This window comes from Paraburkholderia heleia NBRC 101817 (genome assembly GCF_000739775.1).
Classification (GTDB): Bacteria; Pseudomonadota; Gammaproteobacteria; order Burkholderiales; family Burkholderiaceae; genus Paraburkholderia; species Paraburkholderia heleia.
In genome coordinates, this window is the sequence record NZ_BBJH01000043.1 from 14,073 (window position 1) to 30,498 (window position 16,426).

Annotated in this window: 10 protein-coding genes, 1 pseudogene and 1 riboswitch; of the genes and pseudogenes, 7 read left to right on the plus strand and 4 right to left on the minus strand. The window is 66.8% G+C overall.

Annotation, left to right across the window (positions count from 1 at the left end):
• Positions 1 to 1,074, minus strand: a complete 1,074-nt coding sequence (locus BHE01S_RS29260) for a zinc-binding metallopeptidase family protein (protein ID WP_042270137.1) — start codon at positions 1,072 to 1,074, stop codon at positions 1 to 3.
• A 194-nt stretch (positions 1,075 to 1,268) separates the two neighbouring features.
• Here BHE01S_RS29260 and BHE01S_RS29265 point away from each other — a divergent pair, with 194 nt between their 5' ends.
• The 4 genes from BHE01S_RS29265 to BHE01S_RS29285 all read left to right on the plus strand — a co-directional run bounded on the left by BHE01S_RS29265 (position 1,269) and on the right by BHE01S_RS29285 (position 9,231).
• Positions 1,269 to 4,745, plus strand: coding sequence for a transglutaminase family protein (locus tag BHE01S_RS29265; RefSeq protein ID WP_042270140.1), 3,477 nt, complete (start codon positions 1,269 to 1,271; stop codon positions 4,743 to 4,745).
• Positions 4,746 to 4,822: 77 nt separating this feature from the next.
• A complete protein-coding gene (locus BHE01S_RS29270; RefSeq protein WP_042270142.1) occupies positions 4,823 to 7,465 on the plus strand; it encodes a circularly permuted type 2 ATP-grasp protein in 2,643 nt (880 codons plus the stop codon).
• On the plus strand, positions 7,462 to 8,352 hold the full coding sequence (locus BHE01S_RS29275; protein ID WP_042270144.1) for a transglutaminase family protein: 891 nt from the start codon (positions 7,462 to 7,464) through the stop codon (positions 8,350 to 8,352). The genes BHE01S_RS29270 and BHE01S_RS29275 overlap by 4 nt, the downstream gene beginning before the upstream one ends.
• A 411-nt stretch (positions 8,353 to 8,763) precedes the next feature.
• Positions 8,764 to 9,231 (plus strand): hypothetical protein, encoded by a 468-nt coding sequence (locus BHE01S_RS29285; RefSeq protein ID WP_042270148.1) that lies wholly within the window; start codon positions 8,764 to 8,766, stop codon positions 9,229 to 9,231.
• Between the two features lie 111 nt (positions 9,232 to 9,342).
• On the opposite strand, the gene BHE01S_RS29290 is transcribed toward BHE01S_RS29285, so the two are convergent.
• Positions 9,343 to 9,711, minus strand: coding sequence for an NUDIX hydrolase (locus BHE01S_RS29290; protein ID WP_042270250.1), 369 nt, complete (start codon positions 9,709 to 9,711; stop codon positions 9,343 to 9,345).
• Positions 9,712 to 9,944: 233 nt separating this feature from the next.
• Between BHE01S_RS29290 and BHE01S_RS29295 the strand changes: the two genes are divergently transcribed.
• The gene (locus BHE01S_RS29295; RefSeq protein WP_042270150.1) at positions 9,945 to 10,856 is read left to right on the plus strand and encodes a CHAD domain-containing protein; all 912 of its coding nucleotides are present in this window, start codon (positions 9,945 to 9,947) and stop codon (positions 10,854 to 10,856) included.
• 17 nt (positions 10,857 to 10,873) lie between these two features.
• Here BHE01S_RS29295 and BHE01S_RS29300 read toward each other — a convergent pair whose 3' ends face one another.
• Positions 10,874 to 11,296, minus strand: coding sequence for a hypothetical protein (locus BHE01S_RS29300; protein WP_157025710.1), 423 nt, complete (start codon positions 11,294 to 11,296; stop codon positions 10,874 to 10,876).
• 119 nt (positions 11,297 to 11,415) lie between these two features.
• A pseudogene (locus BHE01S_RS40000) lies at positions 11,416 to 11,873 on the minus strand (YncE family protein); the annotation flags it as partial.
• A 624-nt stretch (positions 11,874 to 12,497) separates the two neighbouring features.
• On the opposite strand from BHE01S_RS40000, the gene BHE01S_RS29310 reads away from it, so the two are divergent.
• The gene (locus tag BHE01S_RS29310) at positions 12,498 to 14,081 is read left to right on the plus strand and encodes an MFS transporter (RefSeq protein WP_042270156.1); all 1,584 of its coding nucleotides are present in this window, start codon (positions 12,498 to 12,500) and stop codon (positions 14,079 to 14,081) included.
• 67 nt (positions 14,082 to 14,148) lie between these two features.
• Positions 14,149 to 14,330: riboswitch (cobalamin riboswitch) on the plus strand.
• Positions 14,331 to 14,433: 103 nt separating this feature from the next.
• The gene (locus BHE01S_RS29315; RefSeq protein WP_084069355.1) at positions 14,434 to 16,392 is read left to right on the plus strand and encodes a TonB-dependent receptor domain-containing protein; all 1,959 of its coding nucleotides are present in this window, start codon (positions 14,434 to 14,436) and stop codon (positions 16,390 to 16,392) included.
• Positions 16,393 to 16,426 lie beyond the last annotated feature (34 nt).

Below are 16,426 nucleotides of genomic sequence, written 5' to 3' on the forward strand. Positions count from 1 at the left end.
TCACGGCCGCGAAGACGAAGCCGAGATCACGCGATGAACGAAGCGCAACTTGTCGATGACGGGCGTGGCCAGCGCGAACGGATAGCCGTCGGGCATGCCGAGGCTGCGGTTCAGGCTGTTGAGCGCGTAGGTGAGCGCAAACCAGCGCGCCATCAGGCTGTCGAAGCTCGCCTCGTCCACCGGCGTCTGGTCGATGAGCGTGGGCTCGTCGGGGCTGTCGGGCAAGAGCGCGAGGCCGCAGGCCGTGGCCGTGTCGAGCGTATCGACGATATGCAGGTAATGCGCCCACGTCTCGGCCCAGTCCTCCCAGGGATGCACGGACGCATACGCGCTCACGTGGCGCGCGGCCCAGTCGGGCGCGGGGCCGGCGGCGTAATGCGCGGCGAGCGCGGCCGCATAGTCGGCGCGCTCGTCGCCGAAACGGCGGCGAAACGGCTCGAGCCAGCGCCCCGCCGGCTCCTGCGCGATGAGACGGTCGAAATAGTAGTGGCCGACCTCGTGGCGGAAATGCCCCAGCATGGTGCGATACGGCTCGTGCAGCGACACGCGCGTGCGCTCGCGATGCGCGTCGTCGGCCTCGGCGATGTTCATGGTGATGAGGCCGTGATCGTGGCCCGTCATGATCGGCCGGCCATCGCCCGTTGCTTCGAGGAACTCGAATTGCAGGCCCTGTTCCGGGTCTTCGGCGCGCGTGACGAGCGGCAGGCCGAGCGCCCCCAGCGTGTAGAGCAGGCGCCGCTTGGCCGTCTCGAGGCGATACCAGTACAGGCGGTTCTCGGGCCGCGAGAGGTTGGGGATCGTGCGCGTGAACTGGCAGGCGCGGCACAGCGTGTCTTCGGAATCGGCCGGGATCATGCCGTTGCAGACGTTCTCGACCGCGTAGTTGTGGCACTGGCGAAAGAGCGCACCCTGGGCCCGCGCATTCAGGCTGCGCCAGCGGCCCTCGCCCGCATCCTCGAACGCGTGCATCTCGCCTGTCTGCGGCACGTAGCCGAGGCGCGCCTCGCAACGCTCGCAGCGCTCGTTCTCGAAAAACACCAGCTGATTGCAGTGGTCGCAGTGAAAGGTCTTCATGGCCGCATTCCCGGGAAGGCCGCGCGGGCCGCAGCACTTCGCGCAGCACGCGGCGTGCCGCGCACGCGCATGGGCGCGGTTGTCACCCCGGCTGTCACATCCCGCACTTGCGCCATGCGCATCATAGGCGCGCTGCGCCGTGCGCCGCTTGCCCCTTTTCCGCCGTTCCATCCACGTCGATCGAGGAGTCGGGTGTGTCCATCCGTGTCGCGTTAAACCATGTCACGCAGTATCGCTATGACCGGCTCGTGCGCCTCGCGCCTCACGTGGTGCGCCTGCGCCCCGCGCCGCACTGCCGCACGCCCATCCTCTCGTATTCGATGCGCGTGGAGCCCGCCGGTCATTTCGTCAACTGGCAGCAGGACCCGTTCGCCAACTATCAGGCGCGGCTCGCGTTTCCCGAGCCGACGCGCGAATTCCGCGTCACCATCGATCTGGTCGCGGAAATGGCGGTCTACAACCCGTTCGACTTCTTTCTCGAACCGAGCGCCGAGCGCTTTCCGTTCGTGTACGCGCCCGAGCTGGCCGCGGAGCTTGCGCCGTATCTGGCGCACGGCGAGCCGACGCCGCGCTTCGCCGCGTTCGTCGAGACGATCGATCGCACGCCGCGCGTGACCATCGACTTCCTCGTCGATCTGAACCAGCGCCTGCAACGCGAGATCGGCTACCTGATCCGCATGGAGCCCGGCGTGCAGACGCCCGAGGAAACGCTGGAGAAAGGCTCCGGGTCGTGCCGCGACACGGGCTGGCTGCTCGTGCAGACGCTGCGTCAGCTCGGCCTGGCGGCGCGCTTCGTCTCGGGTTATCTGCTGCAGCTCACGCCCGACGTCAAGGCGATCGACGGTCCGCGCGGCGCCGAAGCCGACTTCACCGACCTGCACGCGTGGTGCGAGGTCTACCTGCCGGGCGCGGGCTGGATCGGGCTCGATCCGACCTCGGGCCTGCTCGCGGGCGAAGGCCACATTCCCGTGGCATGCACCCCGGAGCCCGGCAGCGCCGCACCGATCGCGGGCGCGCTCGACGAATGCGAAGTCGAGTTTTCGCACTCGATGTCGATTTCGCGCGTACTCGAAACGCCGCGCGTGACGAAGCCCTACACCGAAGCGCAATGGGCCGACATGCACGCCATGGGTGTCCAGGTGGACGCCGCGCTCGCCGGCCAGGACGTGCGTCTCACGATGGGCGGCGAGCCGACCTTCGTGGCGGCCGGAGACCGCGACGCACCCGAATGGAACACCGACGCGCTCGGCCCGACCAAGCGCCGCTACGCCATCGCGCTGATGGACAAGCTGCGGGCGCACTATGGCGCGCTGGGCTTTCTGCATATCGGCCAGGGCAAGTGGTATCCGGGCGAGCAGTTGCCGCGCTGGGCGCTTTCGCTCTTTTGGCGCGCGGACGGCGAGCCCTGCTGGCGCGATCCCGCGCTCTTCGCCGACGAGCGCTCGCCGGCCCATCACACGGCGGCGGATGCCCAGCGCTTCATCGCACACCTCGCCGCGAAGCTCGCGGTCGATCCCCAGCACGCGCAGGCGGCCTACGAAGACACGTGGTATTACCTGTGGCGCGAGCGCCGCCTGCCCGTGAACGTCGATCCGTTCGACTCGCGTCTCGACGACGAGCTGGAGCGCACGCGGCTGCGCCGCGTGTTCGACGCGGGCCTCGATGCCGTGACGGGCTACGTGCTGCCGCTCGCATGCGAGCGCGCCGGGGCGCCGGCGGGCCAGCCCGGGTTGCGGGGTCCGCGCTGGGTGAGCGGCCCGTGGTTCTTCCGCGACGAGCGCATGTACCTGATTCCCGGCGACTCGCCGATGGGCTATCGCTTGCCGCTCGATTCGCTGCCGTGGGTCGCGGCGGCCGACTACCCGTGGCAGCACGCGCGCGATCCGTTCGCCGCGCCGGCGCCGCTGCGCAGCGCGGCCGAGTTGCGCATGCAGTACGCGGCGGGCTTCGACGAAGCTGCGAAGGCGGCGACTGGGGGCGGCGCGGGCAGCGCCGCCTACGCAGAAGGCGCGGGCAACACCGGCGAACTCAATGCAAACCGCTACCCCGGGCGCGGCGAATCGGCCGCCTGGATCCACCGCACGGCACTGTGCGTCGAAGCACGCGACCCGGCGCGCGCCGCTGGGCCGAAAGCCGAAGCCGCATCGTTCGGCCGCGCGCAGGGCCAGTTGCACGTCTTCATGCCGCCGCTCGCCGAACTCGACGATTACCTCGACCTGCTGGCCGCCGTCGAAGCCACCGCCGCCGACCTCGCGCTGCCCGTCGTCATCGAAGGCTATCCGCCGCCGCGCGATCCGCGTCTGAAAATGCTCCAGGTCACGCCCGACCCCGGCGTGATCGAGGTGAACATTCACCCGTCGTCGAACTGGGACGAACTGGTCGAGCGCACCGAATTCCTCTATCAGGCCGCGCACGAAACCCTGCTCTCCACCGAAAAGTTCATGCTGGACGGCCGCCACACGGGCACAGGCGGCGGCAATCACCTCGTGCTCGGCGGCGCCACGCCCGCCGACAGCCCGTTCCTGCGCCGCCCCGACCTGCTCGCGAGCCTCGTGGCCTACTGGCACAACCATCCGTCGCTGTCCTACCTGTTCTCGGGCCTCTTCATCGGGCCGACGAGCCAGGCACCGCGCGTGGACGAAGCGCGCAACGATCAGGTATACGAACTGGAGGTCGCGTTCGCCGAGATCCAGCGTCAGGTCGATCTGCTGCGCGGCTTCGGAAGCCCCTTCGACGACGGCCCGCGCGTACCGCCCTGGCTCATCGACCGCACGCTGCGCAACATCCTCATCGACGTGACCGGCAACACGCATCGCGCCGAGTTCTGCATCGACAAGCTCTACTCGCCCGACGGCCCGACCGGGCGCCTCGGCCTGCTCGAGCTGCGCGGCTTCGAAATGCCGCCGCACGCGCGCATGAGCCTCGCGCAGCAACTGCTGCTGCGCGCGCTCGTCGCGCGCTTCTGGAAGACGCCGTACACGCAGCGCCTCACGCGCTGGGGCACCGAGCTGCACGACCGCTTCATGCTTTCGACCTTCGTGCAGATGGATTTCGACGACGTGCTCGCCGAAACGTCCGCGGCAGGCTTCGCGCTCGACCCCGCCTGGTTCGCGCCGCACTTCGAATTCCGCTTCCCGCTGGTGGGCGAACTGCAGACGAGCGGCATCGCGCTCTCGGTGCGCCATGCGCTCGAACCGTGGCACGTGATGGGCGAAGAAGGCGGGGCCGGCACCACGGTGCGTTACGTCGATTCGTCGGTCGAGCGGCTCGAAGTGCGCGTGCTCGGCATCAACGAAAGCCGCCACGTCGTGACCGTGAACGGCCGCGCGCTGCCGCTGCAGCCCACCGGGCGCGTGAGCGAGAGCGTGGCGGGCGTGCGTTTTCGCGCGTGGCAGCAGGCGGCGTCGCTGCACCCCACCATCGGCGTGCACGCGCCGCTCACGATCGATATCGTCGACACCTGGAGCGCGCGCGCGATCGGCGGATGCCAGTATCATGTTGCGCATCCGGGCGGCCGCAATTATCAGACGTTTCCGGTCAACGCCTACGAGGCCGAAAGCCGGCGACGCGCCCGCTTCTTCACGACCGGCCACACGCCGGGGCCCGTGGAAGTGGCGCCGCCCGAGCGCAGCCTCGAATTTCCGTTCACACTGGATCTACGCTGCGGCTAATTGCGGCCGATAACCCGTCAAGCGCCCTAACCGAAAGCGCGCCTCGCGAACGAGGCGCGCTGCCACGACCCACGATCTTGCCGACCCAATCCACCCTGCCGTTCGATTCCTCCGCCAGCGACGACGAGGCGTGCGCGCCGCTGCGCACGCTGCCAGTGCGCGCCGGACACTGGGACGAACTGCAAACGGCAGAAGGCGAGCTGCGCGAGCCCTGGCGGCAGTTTTTCGGTCTGCTCGGCAAGCCGGGCGCGGCGGGGTTCGACGGCGCCGCGGCGTCAGTCGCGCGCCAGGTACGGGAAAACGACATCACCTATAACGTCTACGCGGACGCGGGCGGACCGCGGCCGTGGGCGCTCGACGTGCTGCCGTTCATCATCGACGAGGCCGAATGGGCGCAGATCGAGCGCGGCGCCGCGCAGCGCGCGCGCCTGCTCAACGAGATCGTCGCCGACGTCTACGGGCCGCAAACGCTGCTCGCGCGCGGCCTGCTGCCGCCCGCGCTGGTGTTCGGCCACCCGGGCTACCTGCGCGCCGTGAAAGGCTTTGTGCCGCCCGGCCGCCAGTATCTGCAGATCGTCGCGCTCGACCTCGCGCGCTCGCCCGAAGGCCAGTGGACCGTCGTCTCGCACCGCACGGAAGCGCCCTCGGGACTCGGCTATCTGCTGGAAAACCGCCTGATCGTCTCGAGCCTCTTCGCCGAGCCGTTTCGCGCCCTGCGGGTGCACCGTCTCGCGCCCTCCTATTCGCAGCTCGTCGCCACGCTCGCCGCAGCCGCGCGCGCGATCATGAACGCCGACGAGCGCAGCGTGAGCGGCGCGTCTGCGCATATCGTGCTGCTCACGCCGGGGCCCTTTAGCGAGACCTACTTCGAGCACGTGTTCCTCGCGCGCTACCTCGGCCTCACGCTCGTCGAGGGCAAGGACCTCACGGTGCGCGACGACATGCTGTACCTGAAGACGCTGGACGGCCTGGAGCGCGTGCACGCCGTGCTGCGGCGCCTCGACGATACCTTCTGCGATCCGGTCGAGCTTCGCGCCGACTCGACCATCGGCGTGCCGGGCCTGCTGCAGGTCATGCGCGCGGGCAACGTGATGGTCTCGAACGTGCCCGGCGCGGGCTTCGTCGAATCGCCTGCGCTGCACGGCTTCATGCCCGGCATCGCGCAGGCGCTGCTCGGCGAGGAACTCGCGCTGCCGGGCATCGCGACATGGTGGTGCGGCGAAGACGCCGCCTGGCGCGATGCGCTCGCGCAGGTGCCCGAGGCGCTGCTCGTGCCGACGTGGCCGGGCGCGGCGAATGCGTCGTCCGCGCCGCCCGCGGTGCCAGGATTGGCCGCCGGCCTGCAAACGCTCGCCGACTGGCGCGAGCGCATCGAGCAGTTGCCCAACGCCTTCACGGTCCAGCAGCCGCTGCGCTACAGCTATACGCCGCGTTATGAGACCGGTGCGGGCATGCTCGGCGCCCGGCCTGCCGTGCTGCGCGTCTACGCGATCGCCGACCAGGAATGCGGCTGGCGTGTGCTGCCTGGCGGCTTCACGCGCCTCGCTGCCGAACATCAGGAATCCGTATCGATGCAGATGGGCGGCAGCAGCGTGGACACCTGGGTGCTGTCGAGCCAGCCCGGTTCGACCTTCACGCTCCTGCCGAGTCCGATCAAGCCCGGCGAGCTGCGCCGCGAGCGCCGCCGCGTGCCGAGCCGCGCGGCGGAAAACCTGTTCTGGGCGGGGCGTTATGGCGAGCGCGCCGAAAATGGCGTACGCCTGTGCCGGCTGATTCTCGGTTCGCTCGAAGGCAGCGACGCCGAAGAGTTGTTCGACACCTTCATCGAACTGGCCGCCGCCAACGGACTCGTGCCCTCAACGGTCAGCGAAGCCCGGTGCAGCCTCGACGACTTCGAGCGCGTGCTCGTGGCCAACCTGCACGAAAATGCGGGCGCAACGGGAATCGGCCGCACGCTCGCGAGCCAGGCGTACGCGTGCGGCGAAATTCGCGGCCGGTTGTCGAACGACCATTGGCGCACCGTGCTTGCCTCGCGCAACGACTTCCGCGATGCGCTTCATGCGCTTTCGCTCGTGCCTGCGGCTGCGCGTCAGGGAGCGGCGATCGAATTCAGGCGCCCCACGCCGTACGACCGCATGGCGCTGATGGGCGCGCTCGATGCGCTCGCCACCCAGTTGAGCGCCATCAGCGGCTGCCAGGGCGACCGCATGACCCGCGACGAAGCCTGGCGCCTGCTGTTCGCGGGACGCCATATCGAACGCGTGGCCGCGTTGGCCACCATGCTCCGCATCGCCGCGCACGAACGCACGCTCGCCACGCCCGCGGGCTTCGACGTGCTGCTGCAACTGTTCGACAGCACGCTCACGTATCGCTCGCTGTATCCGGGGCGCCTCGAGGTGCCCGCCCTGCTCGACGTGATCGTGACCGACCCGACCAATCCTCGCGGCCTCTACGGCGTCTATGCGCGGCTACGCGCGCGGCTCGACGAAATCGCCCAGGCGGCGCGCGGTCCAAAGCGCGAGCCGTTCGCCTCGCAACTCGCGCCCGTCGAGGCACTGCCGACGCTGGAGGCGATCTGCGAGCCCGGCGACGACGGCCGCTACCCTGCGCTCACCGCACTGTGCGACAGTCTCGCCGAGCGGATGGCAGCGATGTCGAACGAGATCAGCGCGCGCTGGTTCAGCCACGCCGCGCCGCTCGCCGCACAGGTCTGGTCATGAACGGCACGCGCCTCGCGGTCACGCACCGCACGACCTACCGCTATTCGACGCTCGTCGAGACCGCGCAGCATCTCGCGACCATCCGCCCGCTCGACCTTCCCTGGCAGCGCGTGCTCGCCCACCGCGAGCGTATCGAACCCGCGCCGTCGTATCAGACGAGCCGCCGCGACGCCTTCGGCAACGAGGTCCTCTACTTCTCGTTCGACGCGCCGCACGACTACCTGCGGATGACGAGCGAGACGAATGTGCTGCTCACGCCGCGCTACGCGACGCTCGACGCTCGCGGCACCCCGGCGTGGGAAGACGTCGCGCGCAGGCTGCGTTACACGGCGGGCGGCACCTTCCATGCAGAATCCGAATTTTGCTTCGCCTCGCCGAATATCGCCCTGCTGCCCGAACTGCGCGCCTACGCGCTGGAGAGTTTCGCGCCCGGCGCTCCCGTTCTGGCCGGCGCGATCGACCTGATGCATCGCATCCACGCCGATTTCGCGTACCGCCCTTCGGCAACGTCGTTCGACACGCCCGCCGCGCGCGCATTCGAACTGCGCCATGGCGTGTGTCAGGATTTCGCCCAGGTGATGATCGGCTGCCTGCGCTCGATCGGGCTCGCCGCGCGCTACGTGAGCGGCTATCTGCGCAACGATCCGCCCGAAGGCGCCCAACCGATGATCGGCGCGGACGCCTCGCACGCGTGGGTGTCGCTCTACGTGCCTGCGCCCTCTGCCGGCTGGATCGATCTCGATCCGACCAACGACGTGCTCGCCGACCAGGGCCACGTGACACTCGCCATCGGCCGCGACTACACCGACGTGTCGCTGCTGCGCGGCGTCATCCTTGGCGGGGGAGCGCACCGGGTGGACGTGGCGGTCCATGTGAGCGCAGATTGAAGGCTGCGTCCAGACCGGCGCCGAAGCGGCGCAGCGCCTGCCGGCGAATCAGGCCGGGTCATGACGTAAGACCAGGAGCGTGGCTGAATGCAGGCGCGATACCCACGCGCCCGCATTGCATTTCGGGTTATGGCGCGATCGGCTTGCCGCTCGCGTCCTTGACCTTTTCCTTCCGTTACGACTTGATTTCGCTGACCACTGACTCCGGCAGCGAGATGTAGTCGAGGCTATCGGCGGCGGACGAGCCGTTCTTGAAGGCCCAGTCGAAGAATATCGTTATTGATGCACCGGACGTTACGTTCGCAATGTGACGATTGGGTGACACTGCGTTCGAAGGCGGATCCCGGCGCGTGTGGAATGTCGGCATAAACGGTATATACTGTTTATACCATTTTCAGACCGAATATCGATATGACTGTAGCGACCACACGCAAAGCCACAAAGAAGGCGTTCCACTTCCCGAAGTCCGCGGCAACCGCGGAAGAGCAAAGCGAAGCCGCAAAGCCCGCTGCGCAAGCGCAAGCGGCGGTCAAGGCCAAACGCAAAAAGGCCGTAACCAAAGCGGCAGCGACACCCGCTAACGGCGCTGCAGAGGCGCCGGCTCCTGCTGCCGCCCCCGCGGAAAAGGTCAAAGCCAAACGCGTGAAGAAAGACAAGGTCGTGCGTGACAGCTTCACGATGCCCAAGACGGATTACCAGCGCATTGCACTCCTCAAACGCAAGTGCCTCGAAGCCGGCGTTGAGGTGAGAAAGAGCGAGTTGCTGCGCGCCGGTCTTCAAATGCTGGAAGCGGCCCCGCAGAAGCGGCTGCTGGCTGCGATCGAAGCGCTTGAAACCGTCAAGACGGGCCGTCCGGCCAAAGGCGACGAAAACGCGTGATGCGCGCGAAGCGCGAATGACGATGGGCTTGAGGCATCGGCCAGTGGGAAGGCAGATGCATCGGGATTGAACGCCGTGGGCGTTCAATCGCTCGCCACGCGGGCCGTGGCGTTACTTCCTGCGCCGCTGATTGATCAGCCGCACGATATCGCTCGTGGGGCCGCTCGTGATCAGGCGCGGGATGTCGTCGAGGTGGACCCATCGACACCTGGCGATCTCGCTGCTCGGCCGCGCTTTGGCCTGCCGCGGTATCTCGCAGGAAAAGACGTGATGGTGTTTCTGCTTGCCACGAATGTCGAACAGGTACCTGGCCGATTTGCCGGGGAGCCGGGTCTCCTCCTTGAGTTCTCGAAGCGCGGTCTCCGTAAGTTGCTCACCGCGCTTCAACATGCCACCCGGTAGTGCCCACTTCGACTGACTGCGTGCTACCAGGAGAATTCGCTTACCTCTACGACAGATCACGGTGGCCCGTTTCTTCAACTCGAACTCCCACTTCGTTCCCGGAGGGCGCTTCTCGATGCATCCGCATAGCAACGCCTGACGTAGATCAGCATCGTAATACAGAAAAGCAGAAGTTCAACCTGCGGGCAGCGCAAAGGCTGTCAACTTGTCAGAACTTGCACAATTCATCAAATCGTCACAAAGATCGGGTTGCCGGGCGTCCATATGATATGGTTTGGGCCAACCCGTTTTTTGTCAGACTCGAGGCTGAAATGGATATGGACGGTGACTGGCCGTTGCCGCGGCCGCGCACTCGCTTCAGAATCGATCGGCACCGCTGCGGTGCGCCACTTACCAGCAGGACCTCCATCGCCAGCACCTTCTCATCATTGGCCGTGCCGGTGGTCATCGAGGTGGTGCAAAGAACACAGTCCCTCGCGACGGAAGTCGACCCCGAAGCATTTCATCAGCTTCGGGTGGCCTTCAGGAAACTTCGTGCCTTGTATTGGGCGTACTCGCCCTGGCTCGGCGAGGAAGCCACCGCGCACGCCAGCGAAGAATTCAAGCGCCTCGCCGCCGTGGCGGGCGGAACGCGCGACTGGGACATCGCCGGCGATCTCCTCAAAACCGCGCAGAAGTCGGACGCGTCCATCAAACTGCTCGTGAGCGCCGCGCGTGAGAAGCGCGCGCAAGCGGTGGCGCATAGCCAGGCCATGATCAGGAGCGACGCCGTCGAGGCATTTCTGAACGACGCCGTGCTTCGCGCGCAAACCACGCTGCAATCGTGTTGCAATCATCTTCCAATCCGCGCGTTTGCTAAAAAACGAGTCCGTATGGCGCAGCGCACGCTTCGCAAGCGCAGCAGACGCGCCGTGCAAAGCGAGGCTGGCCACGAGGACAATCTTCATGACGTGCGCAAGGCCGGAAAAAAGCTGCGCTATCTGCTCGAGTTTTTTCAACCCGTAATCAAAGGCGGGCACGACCGCACCATCAAGGAGCTGACGGCCGTGCAAAAGACGCTGGGGCAGTTCAACGACATTGCCGCAAGCGAGACCCTGATCCGCAACGCGCGTTTCGACCAGGTTCCTGCCGACGTCGTCGAGAAGTCACTGCAATGGCTAGAAAGAGAAAAGTGCCAGCGAATAGACATAGCCTCACGAAAGGTCAAAGCCATTTCCGATTGACCCAGCGCCGCCTGCAATCACTGGCAGGTCACGACGCTAACGGGCAAGTTCTCACTCGCCGTGCCGAGCCGCTCGCGCGATGCGGTGGTAATGGAACCGCCAGGCGGTATGCATTCCGATTGCCCCATTCCCCCGCCTTCCATTTGCGGCGCGCCGTTGTTGAACGACTGCCACGTGATGATGACCGGCGCACCGCAGTTGTTGATCAAGTCGGTGTAGTCGACGCCCAGTTTGGCATTCTTCCCGCGATATTCCCGGTCGACGCAGTCTGTCGAAAGCTCGCTCGGCTCGAAGCGAGCCGAGGCTGGAGGCGCCGCGCGATCGCCCGCAGCGCCGGGCGTGACATGCGCGAGAAGGATCACGAGAAGGACTGCAAGTTGGCTGTGGGCCAGATTGCGGGAAGCTGTCATTTCTTCACCTCGCTTTCGCGTGCCGATCACCGTCAGTTAGCTTCCCGCAGAAGCAGGCGTCAAGCGCCAGGCGCTCCATTGCGTGGGCAAACAGACAGTATCGCTGATGAGCACCCGGCCTTTTACTAAGGATTTCGAAGTGACCGGGCCATCACAAGGCAATCCGCCGGGTTGGTCTCGAAGCTCGCGAGGCCCTGATGTGGCCGCTGCCGTCGGCGTGGTCCGAAAGGCCGGGGAAGTATGGCTGGCCCGCCTGCAATCCCGTTGCCGCAGCCTGCAGCACCTGCAGCAATCCCTGATCGAACAACGCCACTGAAGTGGGCGCAGCGCCATGGCCGGCTTCGGCGCCACCCACCGGAACCAGCGTGACGTGCGTTGCCTCGCCCGCCGCGGCGGGCGGCTGCGTGTTGGCCGTGCCGTCGCCATCCGGCACGGCGTCGGGCACGTAGGCCACGGCTTGCGGCGCCTGGCCGACCGGCACCGTGGCGATGACCTTGTTGGTCAGCGTATCGATTGCCGTCATCGCGTCGCCGTTTTCGAGGCCCACGTAGACACGCGTGCCGTCGCCGGATGGCCAGATGCCGTGCGGCAGGCTGCCAACCGCAATGGCCCGCCACCAGCGAAAAGCGACATCGGTTTCCGGGTTGAAGGCCCACATAGGGCTGAAGTTGGCCGGGGCCGGTTCGCCGAGACGGATGACACCGACCAGACGATTGGCTGCGGGATCGATGATCGACACGGTGTTCGAAAACTGATCGGACGAATAAACGCGGTCCCGATGGCTCACCGGGATATCGGCGGCCGCCAGCGAGCCGGGGACCTGCCCCGCCCCGGCGGGCGTGGCGGCGGCAAACGCAGCGGCGCTCGGGGCCGCGCCAGGCATGGCGATGTATTTCATGACTTTGTCTCCCGCGTCCTGATGCGAGTGGATCAGTGGTAAACAACGGACTCGCCGATCTACTCCATGCAGACCAAAATCGAATTGCAGATCGGCGCGCCGCGAAACGTTGGCAAACGCTTGTCGGGCAAACGCCTGCCAACTCCTCGAGCCTCGCGCGGGCCGGTCGGAATAACTTCGCCGGTTGCGCGTTCGTTCCGTGACATTCGCGTATGCGGGCGTACCATCGTTGCACTACGCACGAAAGGCGAACGCGCGGGCCCGGCCGGTTCACATTCTGCCGGGTGCTGCCGCATAGCAGATTAGCCGCGCCGCAGCGGTAAGGAGCGCTACATGGCCACGAGCATCGGGCTTCACGATCAAGGACGGCAACTGTTGCCCTTTCGCGAGTCGGTACTGGCGATGCTCGGCGTCGCGTCGGTTTCGATGCTGATCGCGCTCGACCAGACCATCGTCGGCACCGCGCTGCCGCGCATCGTCGCGGAGCTCAAGGGCTTCGAGCTTTATGCATGGGTCGCGACGGCCTACATGCTCGCGTCGGTCATCACGATTCCGATCTTCGGCCGTCTGGGCGATCTGTTCGGCCGCAAGCCCTTCATGCTGGCAGCGATCCTCCTCTTCACCCTCGCCTCGGTGCTCTGCGGGATCGCGACCAACATGCTGTTCCTCGTGCTCGCGCGCGGCCTGCAGGGCATCGGCGGCGGCATCATGATGGGGACGGTCTTCGCGACCGTCGCCGACCTGTTCCCCGATCCGCGGCTACGCCTGCGTTGGCTGGTGTTCGTCTCCTCGGCGTTCGGCCTTGCGAACGTGGTCGGCCCCACGCTCGGGGGCATGCTGACCCAGCACGGCAGCTGGCGCCTCGTGTTCTTCGTCAACGTGCCGGTGGGCGTGGCGGCGCTCTTCTTCGTACATGCTTTCCTGCCGCACCTGCACTACGCCCGCGATGGCGCGCGGCTGCGTCTCGACTGGCTCGGCGCCTGCGTCGTCGCCGTCACGTTCGGCGCGCTGCAGCTCGCCATCGAGCTTTTGCCGAGGCAAGGCTGGACGACTTCGACGATCGTGCTGGCCGTGATCGTGGTGGTCTGTTCGTTGACGCTTTTCTTCTGGGAAAAGCGCATGGGCTATCCGATCATCCCCGTGGACATGCTGCTCGACCGCAAGCTCGGTCCGCTCTTCGCGATGTCGGTGCTCGGCGGGTTTGCGCTGTTCTCGCTCGTGTTCTATGTGCCGCTGCTGTTCCAGGGCGGCTATGCGATGTCGCCGCGCGCCTCGGGCATGCTGATCACGCCCCTGCTGCTCGGCACGACGGTCGGCAGTTTCGTGAACAATCGCGTGGTCACGCGCATCCGGCGCGCCAACGCGATCCTCTACGTCGGCTTCGCGTTGTCCGCTTTCGCGAGCCTCGCGGTGGTCGTCCTGCGCGGCAACGAGCCGCACCTCGTGTGGATGGCGTGCATGGGCGCGAGCGGCCTGGGGCTGGGCCTCGTGGGCACGAGCCTCACGGTCTGCTCGCAGCAGATCGTCTCGCGCGACCATCTCGGCGCGGCCACGGCGATGCTGCAATCGCTGCGCACCTTCGGCGGCATGCTGGGCACGGCAATGACGGGCGCGCTGCTCGGACACCTTTACACCATGGGCGTGAATCGCTCGCTCGACTCGTATCGGGCCACGCAGTGGTTCAAGTCGTTTGCGAGTCCCGAACTGCTCGTGGACCGCGCCGACCAGGCCGCGCTGATCAATCGCCTCGTGAGCGCCGGCCATGCCGGCGACGCGATGATGAACTCGGCGCGCGGCGCACTCGTCGATTCGATCCACATGGGCCTCATCGTCGCTGCCGCAGCCGCGCTCGCCGGCCTGTGTCTCGCGTGGTTCGTGCCGCCCGTGCGGGTCGGCGATCTCGAGGCTCGGCCGTAAAGCCGCGCGGAAAGGGAGATTTCGCCACACCCCGCCCGCAAAGGTTGACGCGGCGACGGTGCGGCCATTACCCTTGCGCGCTGATGGTTCCCGGCGACGGGATCAAAAGGGAACGCAGTGCAAGACTGCGGCTGCCCCCGCAACTGTCAGCGGCGAGTCCATGCCAGAGAGGGCCACTGGGAAACCGGGAAGGCCGGCAATGGACGTCGACCCGCGAGCCAGGAGACCTGCCATCAGCCGAGTCCAGCAGCCGCAGCGGGCGGGGATGCCCAATGCGCAAGCACCGCCCACGCGGCGATCGCCCGTTGCACGGACAGCCCGTATCTCAGGAGCTGTTTCCAGCCACCGCATCATGAAGTTTCGCCAATTCGTATTGACTTGCGCCGCGCTCGCCTGTGCGTGGCAAACCGCGCACGCCGCCGACGCCACCGCCACCGCCGATGCCACGAACGCATCGCCCACCCAGCCGCAGCAGCAAGCCGGCGACGACGCCACGCTGCCCAATATCCTCGTCGTGGGCGACGCGCAGCATCTGCCGCAATCGTTCGACCAGCGCTACGCGACCACCCAGGTGCTCACGCGCGAGGACCTCGAGCGCGTCTCCCCCGCCGACCCCAGCATCGCGCAGGCGCTCGCCACGCTGCCGGGCGTCACCGTCTCGCAGACCGGCGGGCCGGGGTCGTACACAGGGGTGAGCATCCGCGGGTCGTCGGCTGACCAGGTGGCTGTGTTCATCGACGGCATACGCGTGGGCTCCGTCACCACGGGCACGGCAGAATGGGCCGATCTCGCGACCGCCTCGTTCGACCGCGTGGAGGTGATCTCGGGCCCCGCGGCGGCCTCGTTCGGCGCGGATGCCATGGGCGGCGTCGTGCAGCTCTTCACGCGCCATGCGTCGAACCAGCCGAACCAGACCACCGTCTCGTTCGGCGGCGGCTCGAACAAGACCTTCGACACGCAGGTGCGCACCTCGGGCACGATCCCATCGACAGGACCGCTCTCCGCGCTGAGCGGCCTCACCTACTCGCTGGGCCTGCACGACTACAACACGGCGGGCATCGACGCGACGCAACCCTGGGCCTACGGCCACGAAGACGGCCGCAACCCTTACCACGCGCAGAACCTGGACGCGCGCCTCGGCTATGCGCATGACGACTGGTCGATTTCGACCTTCGCGCTCTACCACCGCTCCGATCTCTCCTATGACAACGCGGGCGGCAACGACCGCCAGCGCGACACCCAGCTCACGACCGGCCTCGCGTTCCACCTCGACATCACGCCGACCACGCAGTTCGACCAGTCGGTGGGCTACGCGACGGACCGTCAGTTCCTCTATTCGAACGACCCGACGATCCCGACCGACGAGATCGACTCGACACGCTTTTCCACTTCCACGTCGATCACGCATCAGGAAAGGGGCCACACGGTCTTCGGCATGCCGCTCGACGGCGAGACCAAGCTCGCCTACGACTACACGCGCGAGATGGCGTTCCTGCCCGTCGATGTGCCGGGCGGCCTGCCCGCGCGCAACGATTCGGCCGTGTCGATGCATCAGTCCACCACGCTCGGACCCGCGACGCTGTTTCTGGCGGGGCGGCACGAAATCGTGCAGGGGCAATCCGTGAATACGGGCAACGTCGCGCTCTCATGGGCGATCACGCCGGTCTACACGGCACGCGTTTCGTATGGCAATGCGTTCCGTCTGCCGACGTTCAACGACCTTTACTATCCGGGCTACTCGAACCCCGACTTGCGGCCCGAGCGCAGCGACTCGGTCGAAGCCGCGCTCGATGCGGCCACGTCGTTCGGCACGTTCACGGCAGCCGTGTACGACACGCGCGTGCACGACCTCATCACGTACAACTCGCAAACCTTCCAGCCGGTGAACGTGGGCCGTGCGCACATACAGGGGCTCGACCTCTCGTACAAAGGCACGCTCGGCAAGTCCACGCCGGTGAGCCTCACGGTAGGGATCCTGAATCCGCAGGACGTGACCGGCCAGACCTGGCTCAATCGCCGCCCGCGCCAGACGGTAAGCCTGAGCGTGGATCACACGTGGGACGAGTTCCAGCTCCACGCGCTCAGTACCGGCGTTTCGCTGCTCTATAACGGCTCGACGTTCGACGACCAGCTCAACACGATCTACCTGCCTTCGTGGACGACCGTGAGCCTGCGCGCATCGTACAAGGTCAACGCGCATCTCGCGCTTTCGGCCACGCTTGCGAACGTGTTCAACCGGCAATACGCGAGTGCCTACGGGTACAGCACGCTGGGGCGCACGGCGTTTGGCAAGGTCACCTATACGTTCTGAGCGTTCTGAGCGTTGCATGCGAGCGGGTGCGCCC

Excerpts from the sequence above, each read along its gene's own strand:
- BHE01S_RS29260 (WP_042270137.1), bottom strand. The coding sequence starts at position 1,074 with ATGAAGACCTTTCACTGCGACCACTGCAATCAGCTGGTGTTTTTCGAG.
- BHE01S_RS29310 (WP_042270156.1), top strand. The coding sequence starts at position 12,498 with ATGGCCACGAGCATCGGGCTTCACGATCAAGGACGGCAACTGTTGCCC.
- BHE01S_RS29275 (WP_042270144.1), top strand. The coding sequence starts at position 7,462 with ATGAACGGCACGCGCCTCGCGGTCACGCACCGCACGACCTACCGCTAT.
- BHE01S_RS29285 (WP_042270148.1), top strand. The coding sequence starts at position 8,764 with ATGACTGTAGCGACCACACGCAAAGCCACAAAGAAGGCGTTCCACTTC.
- BHE01S_RS29315 (WP_084069355.1), top strand. The coding sequence starts at position 14,434 with ATGAAGTTTCGCCAATTCGTATTGACTTGCGCCGCGCTCGCCTGTGCG.
- BHE01S_RS29295 (WP_042270150.1), top strand. The coding sequence starts at position 9,945 with ATGGATATGGACGGTGACTGGCCGTTGCCGCGGCCGCGCACTCGCTTC.